Genomic DNA, 17,742 nt, shown 5'->3' with positions numbered 1-17,742 from the left:
AACCACATCTTATCTATGCCGAGAGGGCGGAGAATAAAATACCCGAAAGGGGAATAATCCCAGCCTACTTGTGAAGGCTTTCGAACCTCTTGGCGACCCTATGAGGTCAAATCTTAATATCGAAAAATTCACAAGGAGACAGTTATGTCTAATCAAATCTCAACCCAAACAATTTCATTCAACAATCAGTCATTAATTACCGTTGAACAAAATGGCAATCACTATGTTGCTATGAAACCAATTTGTGAAAATATTGGTCTTGCATGGGAACCTCAAGTATTACGTATCAAACGTGATGAAGTTCTTTCTCAAGGTATGATCGTTATGATCATACCTACTAATGGCGGCAACCAAAATATGATTTGCTTACCAATCGAATATTTAAACGGTTGGTTATTTGGTATTGATATTAATCGTTGTAAACCAGAAATCCGTGACACATTAATCAAATACAAAAAAGAGTGTTATCAAGCGTTACATGATTATTGGTTTAACGGCAAAGCTGAACGTAAAACCACTGCAGACGACCGCACTGGCTTACGTAATGCCGTAAATATGTTAGTCAGCAAGAAAGGCTTGATTTATTCCGATGCTTATAATCTTGTTCATCAATACATGAACGTAGAGCGCATAGAAGACATTCCTGCCGACAAATTACAAAGTGCGGTGGAATATGTCCACAGAATCGTATTTGAGGGTGAATTGATTACAACGCCTAAAAAAGATGAGTGCTTTAATTTTGAATTTACCGAACGCGAACTCCAACATCTCGTTTGGGCGTGGTTTGCTTTATTGCGTGGCACGGAACTTTGCCAAGCACTTCACCCTGCATTAAAACAAATTGGTTCATATTATGCTGCGCCCGTTCATGACATTGCTTACGAATATCGCAGCACTCTCCGTCAGGCGCAAAAAATATTAGAGCGAATCACTGAAAAATTTGAGTGCAAACAAGGCGATAACTGGCGTGTCTTAAAATATCTTCGAGCCTATAATCCTAAAGCAACAGGCTTTCAGCTAGATATCTTATAAACAACACAAAATCCGACTGCTCTTACCGCTTACGGGAAACTGTAAGCGGCTTTGGGCGTGCTTAAAATCACAACCCGATCATTTCTGATCGGGTTTTTTATTGGAGAAAATATGGCAAAACTGATTGAAACAGGCATTCAAATTGAGCGATTAAACGAAATCGTGGCACGATTTGAAGATGGATTTAGACAAATCTATGGGCAGAATATCGACCTATCGCCCAACTCACCTGATGGGCAAATGGTCGGCTTGCTTGCTCAGATGAAGATGGATATTGAGGAGCTTGCCGAGAATGTGTATCGACAGTTAGATCCTGATGTTGCGACAGGTGCTTGGCTCGATCAGCGTGTTGCTTATGCAGGATTAATAAGACGAGCGGCAAGTTATAGCTATTTACGCTCAGTTATTTTGACAGGAGAGCCATTAACTCATCTTTATGCAGGGATTGTGGTGTCTGACCCACATAAAGTGCGGTGGGTATTAACGGCAGATGTACAGCTAGATAGTAATGGCTCCGCCCGTGCGGACTTCCGCAGCGAAGAATTGGGTGCGTTTAACCTCATAAAAAACACGAATTTGACCATTGAGACCGTTACGCTTGGGCTTACCTCGGCAACCACATTCGAAAATGCAGAAATTGGTGAGGAAGAAGAAACCGACTTGCAATTACGAGAACGTTTTTTCATTAGCCGAACCAAAAATGCGCAAAATTCAGCCGATGCAATCCAGTCAAAAATTGCCGCATTGCCTGATGTTAGACAAGTTAAAGTGCTAGAAAATAACACTAAACAGCGTGATAAATATGGTGTAGAGCCTAACTCCTTGAATATTATTGTAGATGGCGGGGCAGATGAGCAAATCGCTCACGTTATTTATGAAAATAAAGGAGCAGGGGTAGGGTTGCAAGGTGCTACAGAAACAACTTTAACGGTAAATGGCGAGCGTAGAGCATTACGGTTTGACCATGCAACGCCTGTTGATGTGCAAGTATCTATGCGTTGTGTTCGATATGAGGATTTTACTGAAGTGGATAAGGATGAAATCAAACGATTATTATCCATTCAGCGCTTTGGCATCGGGCAAAATCTTTCGCTTTCCAGACTTTATTCGCCAATTAATAAAGTGGGCGGTTTCTGGGTGAAAGAACTAAAAATCGGGCGTAAAGGGCAGTCTCTTACCACGGAAAATATTACCGCACAACCACGTGAATTAATCCGAATTTTAGCAACAGATATAACCATTGAGGTGGAATAATGGGCTATTCTGATTTGTTGATTTGGCAATACCGAAACAAGCCCAAAGCCGTCTCAACGATTAAGCTATTTGAAAGCATTATCGGGCAAGGCTTTATCGATTTATATCGGTTGCAAGATGTGTTGAATATTGAAACAGCAACAGGGCATCAGCTTGATTTGGTCGGTAAACACGTCGGGCAATTTCGGGTTATTAATGGCTATCAATTACGTAAATTTTTCGGTTTCCGCAATTCGCCCAATGCACTGGGATTTAGTCAAAAAAGACTAGGCGGTGCGCAATGGTATCGTAAACGAGACCCGCTGTCTGATTCCGTTAGATTATCCGATGATGATTATCGGTTCCTGATTAAATGCAGAATCCTTAAAAACTACCAAATAGGCACGCTACCAAACTTAATTGAGGCGTGCTTATTTATTTTCGGAGAAGGTTGTCACATCGTGGATAACTACGATATGACCGTCTCTATCTCTGTTCCAAGTGCGAGCACATCTGATTTTAAGAAATTCGCAATCAATCATTTAGATATATTGCCACGCCAAGCCGGTGTGCAATATCTTTTCAACCTAATATAGAGGTCACATATGGCATTAGTAAATAAGCCAGATGAAAGCATTTTTGCATCATCTGCAAAACAAGGTGAAGTTGATAATTTCCCTGATTTATTGCGTGGATGGGGGATTACGTTTGACCAAACACAGGGTATCCCTCCTATGGAGTGGTTTAACTTCTTGTTCAAGCGACGATTGCAACGTGGACAGCATCAGAAAAATCACGCAAGAATATTGATCCACGGCAGATTCAAATCGAAGCCGATTAATTCTTAATTTCCTTTTAATTTTTACCCACCGTCGTTTGAAGAAATTCATTCGACAGGATTTTTGCAACCAAAATTTAGGAGTTTGAGCAAATGACAAGCAAAAAATATGTGTACAGCAAAGAAAAAAACACGCCGCGTAGCCGTGTGAATGTGTGGCAGTTAAACAAAACCGTGCAAGAACAGGCTCGCAATATTCAATTATTACAACGAGCAATTTCTCACCAAGCAGGCGTAAATGCCCAGCAAGTATTGCTGAATGAATCACTCAGTGATCGCATTGCATTACTTGAAGAAGAGCAGTGGGCACGTGAACAAAGCATTTTCCAACGCTTTGCTCGGTGGTTCCGTAAATAAATGAATGGGGGTGAGTGATGGCCTTAATGCCTTATTGCTTTGAAGATGAAACGGAATCTGCCGCTGAAAAATGGTGCCGTGTTAATCAAGTAAAGGTGCCAGAAATCCGAAGTTTTGATGATGCGCTGCACTTGTTAAGCAAAAGCCAATTCCGTGTAGAACGAGAGTTTGACGGTTTACAACAAGGCTTTCGAGAAATGCTGTTGGAATTAGCCGATTTAGATTTTTCAGATTTACGTGCAGGGCATTTAACAGGTTCAAAGCTCCATCACTACACAGAACAAGGACAACGCAAAATAGCCCGTGCACTACGTAAAGTGCGGTTACTTTCGGGAATGTTTTCACAAGGCGTAACAGAGCGGGAATTTACTCAAATTGATAAGACGATGGAGGAATAACAAATGGCAGCAATAATTTTAAGCCGTGGTGCTTTGTCTTTTTGTGCAAAAGATGTTTATCACAAGCTAGATAATGCGCAAGAGCAATTGTTCGCTTATTTCTACCACTTAGATAAGGGCGATGAACAATCAGCGAATAAGGCATTTAGTGAATATATCCGTTTGGGCGATATTGCAATTCAAGCGAAACGAGAATTAATGAAAAAACACGCCGAATGGGCGGACTGGAGAGAGAAAAGAAAATGACAAGTTGTTTAGTGATGTTTTTCGTGGTGCTGTTCGCTGTTCTTGGCGTGGCTGTGACGGTAATGGGATTAATTGAGTTTATTACAGACGTGCTAGATAGCCGTTGGTAAAGGAGAAAAAGAATAATGGAAAACAATATTTGTATCGCGCTAGATTGTGGCGCAACGCTAGAAATTTTACCCATCGGCACCCGCTTTCAAGTGGTTGAAGTAATTGGCGATCAAGATAGTTGGTATGGCAAACAAAAAACAAGAACGGTGGGCAATTTACACAACACAATTTGGGGTGCAATCGAAGAAGTACGCCGTTATGACTTAGCCCAATATGAAATGTTGAGTTTGGAAGAATTACTCAGTGCAGTGAGTTCGACCAACAACAAAATCAAAGAATATTTTGAATATCACAGTGAATATTTAGCCCATACGGCAATGTAAGGATTTTTGATGATGAACTGGGAACTTGAGTGTAATGCCAATCTTGCTAAACGTGAGCAAGCGATGGCAGATGCACGTGCAGTGATGATGCAAAGTGCGGTGAAATTTGACCGAACTTTCGATACTGCTCAAGCAACATCGGCGCAAATGGAATTATTTTCTGTTGCGCCGCACCAGTTCGATTATGTTGAAAAACTACTTTCTGCGCTCCCTCGCAAACGCCAACGTGAGCATTTTCGCCATGTTTGGTTGCGTGCGTTCAACGGCGTAAAAGATGATGGCTCTATTGGGTTTAAATTCGGCAATAAACAGGCAGCGTATGCCAACACCTATTTGCGTGAAATTCTCACTAATCACTTGAAAGCCGTTTTTCAACATTATCAGGTTAGCCTTGATTGGTTGATTGACCGTGATACGCATTCACAAGTGGTCGCACTTTCTAAAGGCAAAAAAGCGGCTAACTTTCCGTTTTATCTGTTAAGTGAACATCAGCTAAAAGAAATGGCAGACAAATTAGCCATGTTGTTTACGAAATTGCAGTCTGATTTTGTCACTGAACAAGCGGAGCGGAAAGAACGTGGGGAAATATCTCTTGATGATTTCGCCGCACTTTCTCGTGACCTTTATCGTTTAGTGGGCGAAGTGTGTGCCGATATTGGTTTTCCGTTAAAACACTGGTTTGCTTATCAAGATAACCGTTTCTTAGATGTAAATGACATTGAGGTTGATCTGAATAAATCAGTTTGCCCAACACATTGGAAACGCCAACTTACTACGGCACAAAAACGATTGAAAGAACATGTGGAGATTGGCTGTGGTGCAGTGTCGGCAAAAGTGAGCCCTTATGTGTCGAAAACCGCATTTAATGACTACCGTGCACAACGTGCAGATAACCTCGAATATCTGCAACAAATGGTGTTGGAAAATCTAGACGATAGCACCGAACAAATGCCGTTGATTGAAATGTGGAAAAAATCAGTGGCAAATCCTGCTATCCGTTTTCAGGAAACCATGAACCGCTTGCGCGGTATTGATGAATGGGCGATAGAAAATTCATTTGTGTCACTCTTTCTTACGCTGACTGCCCCATCCTCTTTTCACGCGACGCATGAAACAGGCAAAAACAATAAAAAATGGCAAGGCGCAAGCCCACGTGATACGCAACGTTACTTAAATAAAGTGTGGGCGCAGTTGCGTGCACAGTTTGCCAAACGTGGAATCGGTTTTTTTGGCTTTCGTGGTGTTGAACCTCATCACGATGGCACACCGCATTGGCACTTGCTGATGTATGTAAAACCTGAACATAAAGATGACGTTATTCATCTATTCCGCAAGAAAGCGTTGGAATTAGATGGCGATGAATTCGGTGCGAAAAAATACCGTTTCAAAGTAGAAGAAATTGATCCAACCAAAGGTTCTGCCATTGGCTATGTGGCGAAATACATCGCCAAGAATATCTATGCAGGTAAGCAAGGCAAAGAAATGTCCGATGAAGTAGAAAATCTGACATTACTTGAAAACGTGCAACGTGTCAGTGCGTGGGCAAATCTTTGGGGCATTCGTCAATTCCAGTTTTACGGCACACCGTCAATTTCGACGTGGCGTGAACTTCGCAAAATTGATGATGCCATGGCTGCCGTTGCGGACGATGAAGTATTGGATATTGGCCGCACGGTGGCTGATGTGAGTTGTTTTGGTAGTTATTTAAAAGTGCAAGGTGGTGCAATGACAAAACGTTGTTATCAACCAATTTGTATTGAGTATGAAGAGTGCGAACCGAATAAATACGGGGAGATTCGTAAGAAAATTGTGGGGGTAAAAAACAGATTCACAGAAAAGAAAATAATCACCAAATTAAAAAACTGGGTGATTAAATCAGCGAAAAGTGCGTTGGGTTCCACCGCACTTAATTCGGAGTCCACCGAAACAAACAAGGCGCATCGCGCCGCTTGGACTTGTGTCAATAACTGTAACCGTTCAAAAATTGAACAGCAAGCTAATTTATTGATGTTGCCTATTGGTTCGCCATTAAAACCGTCACAAATTGACCTTTTAATGTGCCATGGATGGTTACGGCTTAATGACTATCGGTGGATTTGTTGTGAAAACGATGAAGTTTTCATTAAAGAAGAAAAAATTCCGTTGGCTCAAACCTTTGGTTGGGGTGAGAGCTTGGGGGATTTTAGGGTTAATTAGATAAAAATAGATGAATTATGCACTATTGTAATTGAATATTAAGAGGAAATTAAAATGGCAGACTTACAACAGCTTATAAAAAACATTGAACAATGGGCGGAGGATCGCAATTTGATTAAAGGCTCAAGTATTAAAAAGCAAACACTCAAGATGGTTGAGGAGTTTGGTGAGCTTTGTGGGGGTGTTGCGAAAGGCAATATTAATATAATTAAAGATAGTATTGGTGATTGTTTTGTTGTGCTGACAATCATAAACGCTCAATGTCGCAATGAGTCAGTAGAAACCAACGCCAACCAATCGCACTTACTTGAACCAACAGGACATTTTAGGGCAAGCTCCATAGATGAGGCACTATTACGAACCGCTGCAAGAATAGGTGGTTTTGCAAGTAAAACCCCACCTGATGATTGGGATGTAAACTGTCTATCTAATTATCTATTCCTTATCAGTAAAATGGCTAATCTTGATTTCTGGGATTGTGTTCAGTACGCTTACGAGCAAATCAAAGACCGCAAAGGACGTATGATTGACGGCGTGTTTGTAAAAGAGGGGGATTTATAATGGAACGATATTTTTCAATCAAAGAGATCGTGCAAATGGGGATTTGTTCAGAAGCAACCGTGAAACGTTGGATTTCTAGCGGCAAGTTAAAGTCTTATAAATTCGGTCGCTCTCGCAAGATTGCGGAAAGCGACTTGAACGAATACATTAAGACTTGTCGGCAATAATTTCTTTGAATAAACCATTCGCACATTTTTCAACATAGTTGGCCCATTCTTGAAACGTCTTTAATCGGTAAGGCAAATATTCCGCCCGATTATAGGCGTTTCGTATTTCATCGGAATTCAAATGGCTTAGGCAAATTTCGATGACTTCTTTATCCAAGCCAAGTTCTAGGCGATTATCATTGCAATAGCTGCTGAATAACGACCGTATGCCGTGATTTGTCATGGTACCTTTGTATTTGCCGCCGTCCATTGTTTTAATCACTTCATTCGGTGTTTGGCTATTGATATGCTTTTTATTTCTCGTCTTTGACAAAGTGGACGGGAACAAATATTCCTTATTTGCGTGTTGCTTGATGTATGAAAGCAAGGTTTCTGCCTGTTTACTTAACGGTACAAGGTGCAATCGATCTCCTTTCCCGCCTTTTGAAACTTCCACTTGCCACACTTTACCATTGGGCAAATGTTCGTGTTCAATGATGTCAGAATATTTTGCACTGACGGTTTCGCTCGCCCTTGTAGCGTTGAGCAACCCCCACAAAATCGCAAGGCGAACAGTTTGGGATATATTGGCCCGTGCAAGGCTGATCATGAATTCCGGTAAGGCTTTGTAATGGATTGACGGGTGATGTTTGTTTTTGTTCACTGCAGGGAGATCATCGCCAAGATATTTCCATTTGTTGTTTTCCCAATATTCAAAACGTTCGGCATATTCTGCGATTGACTTTAAAACTAAATAACGCTTTTTCAATTCAGCCGTTGTGCCTGATTGGCGATAAGGTTCAAGCACGGATAAACCGTGTTTTAGAGTCAATTCTTTGAAAGGTACGTCACCAATTAAATCAATGGCGGAATTAACACGTCTTTCGGTATCAATCCTTGTCTTTTCTGTGTAATTACCTTGTTCTTTGCCGATTTTCGCACGATAGAGCAACCATTCATTCGCAACGTGGGCGAATGTGCTTTGCTGTTCTTTTAGTGCGTCTATGGCTTGTTTTCGCTCAAATTCGTGTGGGTCAATTTTATTGGCTAAAAGTTGGCGAAATTTGAGTGCTTTTTGACGGGCATCTTTAAGCGACACTGCAGGGAAAGTGCCGATGGTTTTTTCGGTACGTTTTAATGTGTAGGGGCGTTTGTAATTAAACACCCACGTTTTCACACCGTTAGGCTTGACGACGAGTTTCAGCCCTTCTCCATCGAATAAATAATAGATCTTTTCTGCCGCTTTGGCATTGTTTACCTGTGCAATGGTTAGCTGCTTGATGATTTTTGCCATGGTAGGAATTTCATAAAATGGTAGTAAGATTTTTGCATTGTAAGTTCTTACTACTATTTTTACTACAAAAAAATGCGATCGCTTGTGAAATTAACTGATCTTTTGAGCAGTATTAAGACACCAAACAAAAACGGTCAAACTATTGATTTTTCAATAAATTTGACCGCTTGTGATCTTTTGTGATGTTGTTTGGTGGTGGAGCTGGGGGGAGTTGAACCCCCGTCCGAAATTACTCTACCTTCAGTACTACACGTTTAGTCTCGTCTTTAATTTTACTTAAGCATGCGGACAGACACGCTAAACTTAAGCTAGTTTGATTCAATTTAGTGCTTCGATCCTCAAACGGTGGCTTCCACACGATCTCGTTTTGGTTTGACTCCGCGTTATCCCCGTCTTACGAGCGGAAGCTGGAGCGCGAAGGCTAAATGCAGGTTATTAAGCTGCTAAAGCGTATTGTTCGTCGTTTGCGACTATTTTTTTGCGGTTTATTTACGAGGCCTACCGCACCTCGACGTGCACCTTGGGCTTCGCTAATCCCGTCGAATCCAGAATCAGCCCCAAAATTGCGTGTTAGTCTAACAAAAAAAGAAAGGTAGGGAAAGTCGAGATTGATTGAATTTTTGTATGAAAGCTAGAATAACCTTAAATATTGTCTATTTATTATTGGCTTATTACCTTATTAACAATTCATCTCTAAATTGATTGGAGACGATCATTGATTTTTTATGGCAGGGAGGCTTGATAATGGCGTTAATTAATTGGCATTATTTCACGCTTTATTTTTGATGATAGGAGCTATAGATTTTTAAATTATGGCAAAATTAAAGATATTTACGAATTCCTGAAAATATAACACAGCATATATGCTATAATTAGCTCCTAAATTTTTTGGAAAATGTTATCTTATTCTAGTATTTATCATCAATGATTTTATAAAATTTCTTGCATATTAAATTTTTATCACTATAATGTGGTGCATATTTCGGACGCGGGGTGGAGCAGCTTGGTAGCTCGTCGGGCTCATAACCCGAAGGTCGTTGGTTCAAATCCAGCCCCCGCAACCAATAATAAGTTCAGTAAAAGAACCCCAGTTTTGGGGTTTTTTTCTATAAGAAATTTAGTAACTGGGCTTAGGTTCTTATGAACCTAACCCTTTTTTTATGTCTGAGATTTAATAAACTATCTTCTTACTATTACTAAAATAGAGGGATAAGTATTGTTTAGGATAAGGTTTCATAAGGTTATGATATAGTGCGGTGAATTACACCCTATATAGGAGTAGAAATTGGCTACATTAGAACAAAATTTACAAGAAATGCTACAAGATGCGGTAAAGGATTTAGGCTGTGAATTGTGGGGAATTGAGTGTCAGCGCGTGGGTCGTTTTATGACAGTTCGTTTATTTATAGATAAAGAAGGTGGTGTGACAGTTGATGATTGTGCTGATGTAAGTCGTCAAGTGAGCGCAATTTTAGACGTGGAAGATCCAATTGCGGATAAATATAATCTAGAAGTGTCGTCACCCGGTTTAGATCGTCCGCTATTTACCTTGCCGCAATTTGAACGCTATATTGGGCAAGATATCGCTGTGCATTTGCGAATTCCAGTGATGGAACGCCGTAAATGGCAAGGTAAGTTAGAGCGTATTGAAAAGGATATGATTACTTTAATCGTTGATGATCAAGAACAAATTTTAGTCTTCGGAAACATTCAAAAAGCGAATGTTGTTGCAAAATTTTAAAAGGAGAAAAAGAGAAATGAGTAAAGAAATTTTACTGGCGGCGGAAGCTGTATCCAATGAAAAATTATTACCACGTGAGAAAATTTTTGAAGCATTAGAGAGTGCGATTGCGATTTCTACTAAGAAGAAGTTTGAATATGAAACGGATATTCGCGTTTCAATTAATCCCAAAACAGGAGAATTTGATACTTTTCGCCGTTGGTTAGTCGTAGATGAAGTAAAAGTACCAACGAAGGAAATTACTTTGGAAGCGGCGCAATTTGATGATCCAAATTTGCAACTTGGAGAGTATGTAGAAGATCAAATTGAATCTATTGCATTTGACCGTATTGCAATGCAAACGGCACGTCAAGTTATTAGCACTAAAATTCGTGAAGCCGAACGTGCAAAAGTGGTTGAACAATTTCGTGAAGAAGAAGGAAAAATTGTAACAGGCACTGTAAAAAAAGTAAGTCGAGACAGTATTATTTTAGATCTTGGCAATAAAGCGGAAGCGATGATTGCGCGTGAAGATATGTTACCACGTGAAAACTTCCGTCCGGGAGATCGTGTTCGTGGGGTACTTTATAAAGTAAATCCTGAAGGCAAAACTGCACAATTATTTGTGACACGTTCTAAACCAGAAATGTTGATCGAATTATTCCGTATTGAAGTGCCTGAAATTGGCGAAGAAATGATTGAAATTCGTGGTGCAGCTCGTGATGCTGGCTCTCGTGCTAAAATTGCAGTGAAATCAAATGATAAGCGAATTGATCCAGTTGGTGCTTGTGTAGGAATGCGTGGTGCGCGTGTTCAGGTAATTACGAATGAACTTGGTGGCGAGCGTGTAGATATCGTGCTTTGGGATGACAATCCCGCGCAATTTGTGATTAATGCGATGGCACCTGCGGATGTTTCTTCTATTATCGTTGATGAAGATAATCATTCTATGGATATTGCTGTTGAAGCTGATAATCTTGCTCAAGCCATTGGTCGTAATGGTCAAAACGTGCGTTTAGCAACACAATTAACGGGTTGGACACTAAACGTAATGACGACTGATGAGTTAAATGCTAAGCATCAAGCAGAAGATAACAAAGTGTTAAATTTATTTATTAACGCATTAGAACTTGATGAAGAATTTGCTCAAATCCTTGTAGAAGAAGGCTTCACAAGTTTAGAAGAAATTGCTTATGTGCCAATGAATGAATTGACAGCAATTGATGGTTTGGAAGATGAAGATCTTGTTGAAGAGCTTCAAACTCGTGCTAAAAATGCGATTACAGCCGCAGCAGTAGCTGAAGAAGAAGCACTGAAAAAAGCGAATGTTGAAGATCGTTTATTGAATTTAGAGGGAATGAATCGTCACGTTGCGATCAAACTAGCAGAAAAACAAATTACCACCCTTGAAGAACTCGCAGAACAAGGCGTTGATGATTTAACTGATATTGAAGAATTAACCGCAGAACAGGCCGCAGATTTAATTATGGCTGCACGTAATATTTGTTGGTTTGGCGAAGAATAAGGAGAGCAGTAATGACTGAAGATGTTAAGGCTGATGCGCCAAAAAAATTAAGCATTCAACGCAGAACAAAAACAACAGTGAGCAGCACCACAACTGGCGGTAAAAGCAAAGAAGTACAAGTAGAAGTACGTAAAAAACGCACAGTAAAAACTGATATTGCTCAACAAGAAGAAGCAAAATTAAAAGCACAGCAAGAAGCGGAAGCGAAAAAAATTGCTGAACAAAAAGCAGTAGAAGAAAAAGCTCGTTTAGAAGCTGAAAAAGTGAAAGCTGAAACTGCTAAGCCAGTAAAAAGTGCGGTAGATTCTAAAGTGAAATCTGTTGATCCTGAAAAAGAGAAACGTAAAGCAGAAGAAGCAGAACTTCGTCGTAAAGCTGAAGAATTAGCTCGTCAAAAAGCAGAAGAACAAGCTCGTCGTGCAGTAGAAGAAGCGAAACGTTATGCTGAAGCAGATGATTCAGACAATGAATCTTCTTCAGAAGACTATTCTGATTACAATCTAAGTTCAAGATATGCACTTGAAGCAGAAGATGAAGAAGATCGTCGTAATGAAAATCGTGGTCGTGGCAAAAATAAAGTAGCGAAAGCGAAAAAAGGCGGTCGCGACGATGAAAATAGCAAAAACTCGAAAAACGAGCGCGAATCTAATCGTAAAAATCAAAAAGACGCTAAGTTTGGTAAAGGTAAAAATGGCAAAAAAGGTGCCGCACTTCAACAAGCCTTTACTAAACCTGCTCAAGTAGTTAAATCGGATGTAGTCATTGGAGAAACCATTACGGTTGCAGAACTTGCGAATAAGATGGCGGTAAAAGCTACAGAGATCATCAAAATGATGATGAAGATGGGCGAAATGGTTACTATCAACCAAGTTATCGACCAAGAAACCGCTCAATTAGTAGCAGAAGAACTTGGTCATAAAGTGATTCTTCGTAATGAAAATGAGCTTGAAGAAGCGGTATTAGGCGATCGTGATGTAAACGCAGAAAAAGTAACCCGTGCGCCAGTTGTAACCATCATGGGTCACGTTGATCATGGTAAAACCTCTTTACTTGACTATATTCGTAAAGCGAAAGTTGCTGCAGGCGAAGCGGGTGGTATTACTCAACATATCGGTGCGTATCACGTAGAAATGGATGATGGCAAAATGATCACCTTCTTGGATACTCCAGGACACGCAGCGTTTACTTCTATGCGTGCACGTGGTGCAAAAGCAACAGATATCGTTGTTCTTGTTGTTGCGGCCGATGATGGTGTGATGCCTCAAACTATCGAAGCGATTCAACACGCAAAAGCAGCGGGTGCACCTTTAGTGGTTGCAGTAAATAAAATCGATAAACCAGAAGCAAATCTAGATCGTGTTGAGCAAGAATTATTACAACATGATGTCATTTCTGAGAAATTCGGTGGTGATGTGCAATTCGTTCCAGTATCGGCGAAGAAAGGTACAGGGGTTGATGATTTATTAGATGCAATCTTACTTCAATCTGAAGTGCTTGAATTGACCGCTGTAAAAGACGGCATGGCAAGTGGTGTAGTCATTGAATCTTACTTGGATAAAGGTCGTGGCCCTGTGGCAACTATCTTGGTTCAATCAGGTACACTACGTAAAGGTGACATCGTACTTTGTGGTTTTGAATATGGCCGTGTGCGCGCAATGCGTGATGAAAACGGGAAAGAAGTGGATGAAGCAGGTCCTTCAATTCCAGTTGAATTATTAGGTCTTTCAGGCGTGCCTGCAGCGGGTGATGAAGCAACTGTTGTGCGTGATGAGAAAAAAGCACGTGAAGTGGCGTTATATCGTCAAGGTAAATTCCGTGAAGTGAAATTAGCTCGTCAGCAAAAAGCGAAACTTGAAAATATGTTTAGCAATATGTCTGAAGGCGATGTGGCTGAATTGAACGTTATTGTGAAAGCGGATGTACAAGGCTCTGTAGAGGCGATTGTTCAAGCGTTAAATGAACTTTCTACCAATGAAGTAAAAGTTAAAGTTGTTGGTTCAGGTGTAGGTGGTATTACTGAAACTGATGCAACTTTAGCTACCGCATCTAATGCCATCATTGTTGGCTTTAATGTTCGAGCGGATGCAACAGCTCGTCGTGTCATTGAAGCTGAAAACATTGATTTACGCTACTACTCAATTATTTATGAATTGTTGAATGAAATTAAAGCAGCAATGAGCGGTATGTTAGAGCCTGAATTTAAACAAGAAATTATTGGCTTAGCTGAAGTTCGTGATGTATTCCGTCATCCGAAATTTGGTGCAATCGCAGGCTGTATGGTAACTGAGGGTGTAGTGAAACGTAACAACCCAATCCGTGTATTACGTGACAACGTCGTTATATTTGAAGGGGAATTAGAATCTCTTCGCCGTTTCAAAGACGACGTATCTGAAGTTCGTAACGGTATGGAATGTGGTATCGGCGTGAAAAACTACAATGATGTAAAAGTCGGCGACCAAATTGAGGTATTTGAAGTGGTTGAAGTTAAACGTTCAATCTAACTTTTAACAAAATAAAGGGCGGTTAAAAATCATAGTGTTTTTAATCGCCCTTTTGTTATTAAATAAACCGCATCAAAATTATAAACCAGTTAAATCCTCAGCAATTTCTTCAGCTTGTTTAATCACATAAGTTACCGCTTCTTCCTGTTTATCAGGCGGGTATTTATATTTTTGTAAGGCACGTCGAACGAGTAATCTAATTCTTGCCCGCACCGCTTCTTTGTACTGCCAGTCGATTGTGACCGATTTTCTAAGTGTTTCCGTGATTTCTTTCGCCAGTTTAGAAAGCACTTCATCACCCATCAAATCTTTTGCACTTTGATTTTGAGATAGAGCTTCATAGAAGGCTAGTTCTTCCTTGGTTAATCCTAGTTTTTTCCCTAATGCTAAACGTTCTTGGAAATCTTGGCTCATTTTAAAGAGTTCGTCCAAAATCTCTACCACAGTCAAATTGTGATTGTGGTATTGATTCAATGCTTCCTTCAAACGCCGTTCAAAATCTTTTTGCAAGGTTAAGTTTGTGCCTGATTTAACTTTAATTTCACTTGCCAAATAACGCTCCATCGCGCTAACCCATAAATTTTTAGTTGGGCTATTTTTTACAGTTTGTAAAAATTCCTCGGAAAGCAAACTGATTTGTGGTTGTGGTTTTTCTAGCAGATCGAATAAATCAATCACGCCTTCAGAATACACAGTTTGATTGACCAATTTTTTCAATAAAATCTGTCTTTCATTTGTGCCTGTGCCTTTTTGTTCACGTTTAGTTAAAATTGCCCGTACGGCATCATAAAAGGCGATTTCTTGGTTATACGGCTCAACTTCAGCCAATGTGCCGCACAGCATATAGCCTTTTTTTACCAAGCCTGCCGTTTTCAAAAAGGCTTTTTTGCGTGGCTCGGTTTCTTTTTTATTAAACCAATGCTGCTCGTGCGCTTTGCCATCAAACGATAATTGATCAAGGCTTAAAATATGGTTGGCGGCAAAACGAATCGCCATCAAAAGATCATTCGGATTATCTTTTTCTAAGGCAGCCTGAACATCAAAAGTTTTTCCTTCAATTGGTGTCGCAAACAAAGTTCGGATAAATTCAAGCTGTTCTTTCATTTTAAAGAACACGCTTTGCACATCTTCCGCTAATTGACCTTTGCCTGTAGAGTTGGTGTATTGCTGTGTGGCTGCTCGTAATTCTTTTGCCAAACCAACATAATCTACGATAAGCCCACCGTTTTCACGACTTTTGTTAGCGAATACACGGTTTACTCGTGCGATGGCTTGCATTAGGTTATGCCCTTTCATTGGCTTATCAAGATACATAGTGTTACAGCACGGTGCATCAAAGCCTGTCAGCCACATATCACGCACAATCACCACTTTCAGCGGATCGTTCGGGTCTTTAAAGCGACGTTCTAACGTTTGCTTTTCCTGCTTACTGTAAATATGCTTTTGCATTTCAGGCGTATCGCTTGCCGAACCTGTCATCACAATTTTAATCGCCCCTTCGTTAATATTGTCCGAATGCCATTCAGGGTGCAGAGCGATGATCTGATTATACAAATCCACGCAAATTTGACGGCTGGAAACCACCATCATCGCTTTGCTGTCCACCACTTCATTGCGTTTGGCAAAATGTTGCACAAAATCTGCGGCCAATTCGATAAGACGCTCTTGTGAGCCTAGTAATTTTTCCCGCAAACGCAGGGAAGTTGATGGCTCCTCTTCTAGTAGAGCATCAATTTCTGCAAACAAAGCATCGTGGTCTTTTTTATTTAAGCGAATTTGGCGAGCATCATCATAAACAATCGGTACAGTCGCTCCATCTTCCACCGCATCTTGCAAGTCATAAATGGACACATAACGACCGAACACATCTTGCGTGTCCTTATCTTCAAGGCTAATTGGCGTACCTGTAAAACCAATAAACGAGGCATTAGGTAAAGCATCACGCAAATGGCGAGCATAACCTGTCTGAAACTTGCCGTTATGCAGCTTTTGCGTAAAGCCATATTGGCTGCGGTGAGCCTCATCGCTGATCACAATAATATTGTTGCGCTCATTTAAAATAGGGAAGCGGCTTTCTTCCTCATTTAGGGCGAATTTCTGAATCGTAGTAAAAAACACGCCGCCGACTTCATTTTGTGCGAGCAGTTGGCGCAGTTGATCGCGGTCTTCTACTTGCTGCGGTGTTTGTTTGATTAAATCCTTGCCTGAAGAAAAAGTTTGGAAAAGCTGACCGTCTAAATCGTTGCGGTCGGTAACCACTACAATGGTAGGATTTTTCAATTCAGGCTGTGCAAGCAGTTTGCCTGCATAAAACAGCATCGAAATCGACTTGCCCGAACCCTGCGTATGCCACATCACCCCAATGCGGCGGTCGCCTTTTTCTGAAGTCGCCCAAATGGTGGAATCTACCGCTTCATTTACGCCGTAATATTGATGGTACGCCGCGATTTTTTTAATGGTTTTGCCAACGGAATCCCGTTCAAACAAGACGAAATAGCGGATATAGTCCAATAAATCCTCAGGCTGCATTAAGCCATTGAGCAGGCTTTGCAACTCATCGTCAAAATATAAGCGCGCGCTTTTATTTTTTTCATCGACCACTTTCCACGGCGTAAAGCGTTGGAAATCTGCCGAAAGCGAACCCAAACGGGCGACAATGCCGTCTGAAATAATCAGAGCTTGGTTGTAAACAAACAGCTCGGCAATTTCATCTTTATAGGTTTCAAATTGATTAAACGCCTGCAACAAATCCGCCGATTCACGCAACGGATTTTTGAGCTCAAATACCACCAACGGCAGACCATTTACAAAGCCGATAATATCGGGAATCCGTTTACCTCCTTTGCGGCTGCGGATTTCCAATTGATTGACGGCAACAAAGCGGTTGTTTCCCCAATGCTCGAAATCCACCAAACGCACCATCTCAATTTTCTGTTCGCCGTTTTGCGTATATTCGACCCGCACGCCATCACGCAGCAGTTTATAAAACGTCTGATTACGCACAACCAAGTCGCCAATATCGCTTTTCGTTGCCGATTTCACTACAGAATCCACCGCACTTTCAGGAAGCTGAGGATTAAGTTTACGCACCGCCTCACGCAGTTGCTCAACAAAGACTACGCCGCTCAAATCGCCACGGGCAAACTTGCCCTCATGAACAGGCAAGTCTTTACCGTAGCGATATTCCCAACCGAGGGATTGCAGGCGTTGAAGGGTAAGTTGTTCGATGTCATTTTCGTTGAGCATAGGTGTTCCTTTTGT

The 17,742-nt window shown here is 40.9% G+C and carries 16 protein-coding genes, 1 tRNA gene and 1 other RNA gene; 15 read left to right on the top strand and 3 right to left on the bottom strand.

Features of this window, described 5'->3' with window-relative positions; genetic code table 11:
- Positions 1 to 144: 144 nt before the first annotated feature.
- From DV356_RS05315 to DV356_RS05265, 11 genes are all read left to right on the top strand, one after another.
- Entirely contained in the window at positions 145 to 1,032 is an 888-nt protein-coding gene (locus DV356_RS05315) for a phage antirepressor N-terminal domain-containing protein (RefSeq protein ID WP_112119184.1), read from the top strand.
- A 111-nt stretch (positions 1,033 to 1,143) separates the two neighbouring features.
- Positions 1,144 to 2,286, top strand: a complete 1,143-nt coding sequence (locus DV356_RS05310; RefSeq protein ID WP_042600682.1) for a baseplate J/gp47 family protein — start codon at positions 1,144 to 1,146, stop codon at positions 2,284 to 2,286.
- Positions 2,286 to 2,861 carry a DUF2612 domain-containing protein gene (locus tag DV356_RS05305; protein WP_006996360.1) on the top strand — a complete coding sequence of 192 codons (576 nt, stop codon included), beginning with the start codon at positions 2,286 to 2,288 and terminating at the stop codon, positions 2,859 to 2,861. Before DV356_RS05310 ends, DV356_RS05305 begins: the two co-directional genes overlap by 1 nt.
- Positions 2,862 to 2,870: 9 nt before the next feature.
- Positions 2,871 to 3,113 carry a hypothetical protein gene (locus DV356_RS05300; RefSeq protein ID WP_162628589.1) on the top strand — a complete coding sequence of 81 codons (243 nt, stop codon included), beginning with the start codon at positions 2,871 to 2,873 and terminating at the stop codon, positions 3,111 to 3,113.
- Positions 3,114 to 3,196: 83 nt separating this feature from the next.
- Positions 3,197 to 3,460, top strand: coding sequence for a hypothetical protein (locus DV356_RS05295; protein WP_075985679.1), 264 nt, complete (start codon positions 3,197 to 3,199; stop codon positions 3,458 to 3,460).
- Between the two features lie 17 nt (positions 3,461 to 3,477).
- A complete protein-coding gene (locus DV356_RS05290; RefSeq protein ID WP_112119186.1) occupies positions 3,478 to 3,858 on the top strand; it encodes a hypothetical protein in 381 nt (126 codons plus the stop codon).
- Positions 3,859 to 3,861: 3 nt separating this feature from the next.
- Positions 3,862 to 4,104, top strand: a complete 243-nt coding sequence (locus tag DV356_RS05285) for a hypothetical protein (protein ID WP_005663359.1) — start codon at positions 3,862 to 3,864, stop codon at positions 4,102 to 4,104.
- Positions 4,105 to 4,229: 125 nt separating this feature from the next.
- Positions 4,230 to 4,538: a hypothetical protein gene (locus DV356_RS05280; protein ID WP_118806633.1), complete on the top strand. Its 309-nt coding sequence runs from the start codon at positions 4,230 to 4,232 to the stop codon at positions 4,536 to 4,538.
- A gap of 9 nt (positions 4,539 to 4,547) precedes the next feature.
- The gene (locus DV356_RS05275) at positions 4,548 to 6,734 is read left to right on the top strand and encodes a replication endonuclease (protein ID WP_118806632.1); all 2,187 of its coding nucleotides are present in this window, start codon (positions 4,548 to 4,550) and stop codon (positions 6,732 to 6,734) included.
- A 54-nt stretch (positions 6,735 to 6,788) separates the two neighbouring features.
- Positions 6,789 to 7,295: a MazG-like family protein gene (locus DV356_RS05270; RefSeq protein ID WP_085012573.1), complete on the top strand. Its 507-nt coding sequence runs from the start codon at positions 6,789 to 6,791 to the stop codon at positions 7,293 to 7,295.
- The gene (locus DV356_RS05265; RefSeq protein ID WP_005652916.1) at positions 7,295 to 7,462 is read left to right on the top strand and encodes a helix-turn-helix domain-containing protein; all 168 of its coding nucleotides are present in this window, start codon (positions 7,295 to 7,297) and stop codon (positions 7,460 to 7,462) included. The genes DV356_RS05270 and DV356_RS05265 overlap by 1 nt, the downstream gene beginning before the upstream one ends.
- Here the strand turns inward: DV356_RS05265 and DV356_RS05260 are convergent.
- A complete protein-coding gene (locus DV356_RS05260; RefSeq protein WP_112119188.1) occupies positions 7,443 to 8,735 on the bottom strand; it encodes an integrase arm-type DNA-binding domain-containing protein in 1,293 nt (430 codons plus the stop codon). The genes DV356_RS05265 and DV356_RS05260 overlap by 20 nt on opposite strands.
- A 193-nt stretch (positions 8,736 to 8,928) precedes the next feature.
- Positions 8,929 to 9,294, bottom strand: a transfer-messenger RNA (tmRNA) gene (gene ssrA / locus DV356_RS05255).
- Positions 9,295 to 9,722: 428 nt separating this feature from the next.
- Between ssrA and DV356_RS05250 the strand changes: the two genes are divergently transcribed.
- The 4 genes from DV356_RS05250 (at position 9,723) to infB (ending at position 14,481) form a co-directional block, all read left to right on the top strand.
- A tRNA-Met gene (locus DV356_RS05250) sits at positions 9,723 to 9,799 on the top strand.
- A 221-nt stretch (positions 9,800 to 10,020) separates the two neighbouring features.
- The gene (gene rimP / locus DV356_RS05245) at positions 10,021 to 10,476 is read left to right on the top strand and encodes a ribosome maturation factor RimP (RefSeq protein ID WP_005650281.1); all 456 of its coding nucleotides are present in this window, start codon (positions 10,021 to 10,023) and stop codon (positions 10,474 to 10,476) included.
- Between the two features lie 16 nt (positions 10,477 to 10,492).
- Positions 10,493 to 11,980, top strand: coding sequence for a transcription termination factor NusA (gene nusA, locus DV356_RS05240; RefSeq protein ID WP_005691699.1), 1,488 nt, complete (start codon positions 10,493 to 10,495; stop codon positions 11,978 to 11,980).
- An 11-nt stretch (positions 11,981 to 11,991) separates the two neighbouring features.
- Entirely contained in the window at positions 11,992 to 14,481 is a 2,490-nt protein-coding gene (infB, locus tag DV356_RS05235; RefSeq protein ID WP_112119189.1) for a translation initiation factor IF-2, read from the top strand.
- Between the two features lie 78 nt (positions 14,482 to 14,559).
- Here the strand turns inward: infB and DV356_RS05230 are convergent, their stop codons facing one another.
- Positions 14,560 to 17,727, bottom strand: coding sequence for a type I restriction endonuclease subunit R (locus DV356_RS05230; RefSeq protein ID WP_005694526.1), 3,168 nt, complete (start codon positions 17,725 to 17,727; stop codon positions 14,560 to 14,562).
- Positions 17,728 to 17,742: the final 15 nt, after the last annotated feature.

It is taken from the genome of Haemophilus influenzae (assembly GCF_003494325.1).
GTDB classification, from domain to species: Bacteria; Pseudomonadota; Gammaproteobacteria; order Enterobacterales; family Pasteurellaceae; genus Haemophilus; species Haemophilus influenzae_I.
The sequence above is the reverse complement of the archived record's forward strand: the minus strand, read 5'-3'. Positions and strand labels throughout refer to the sequence as shown.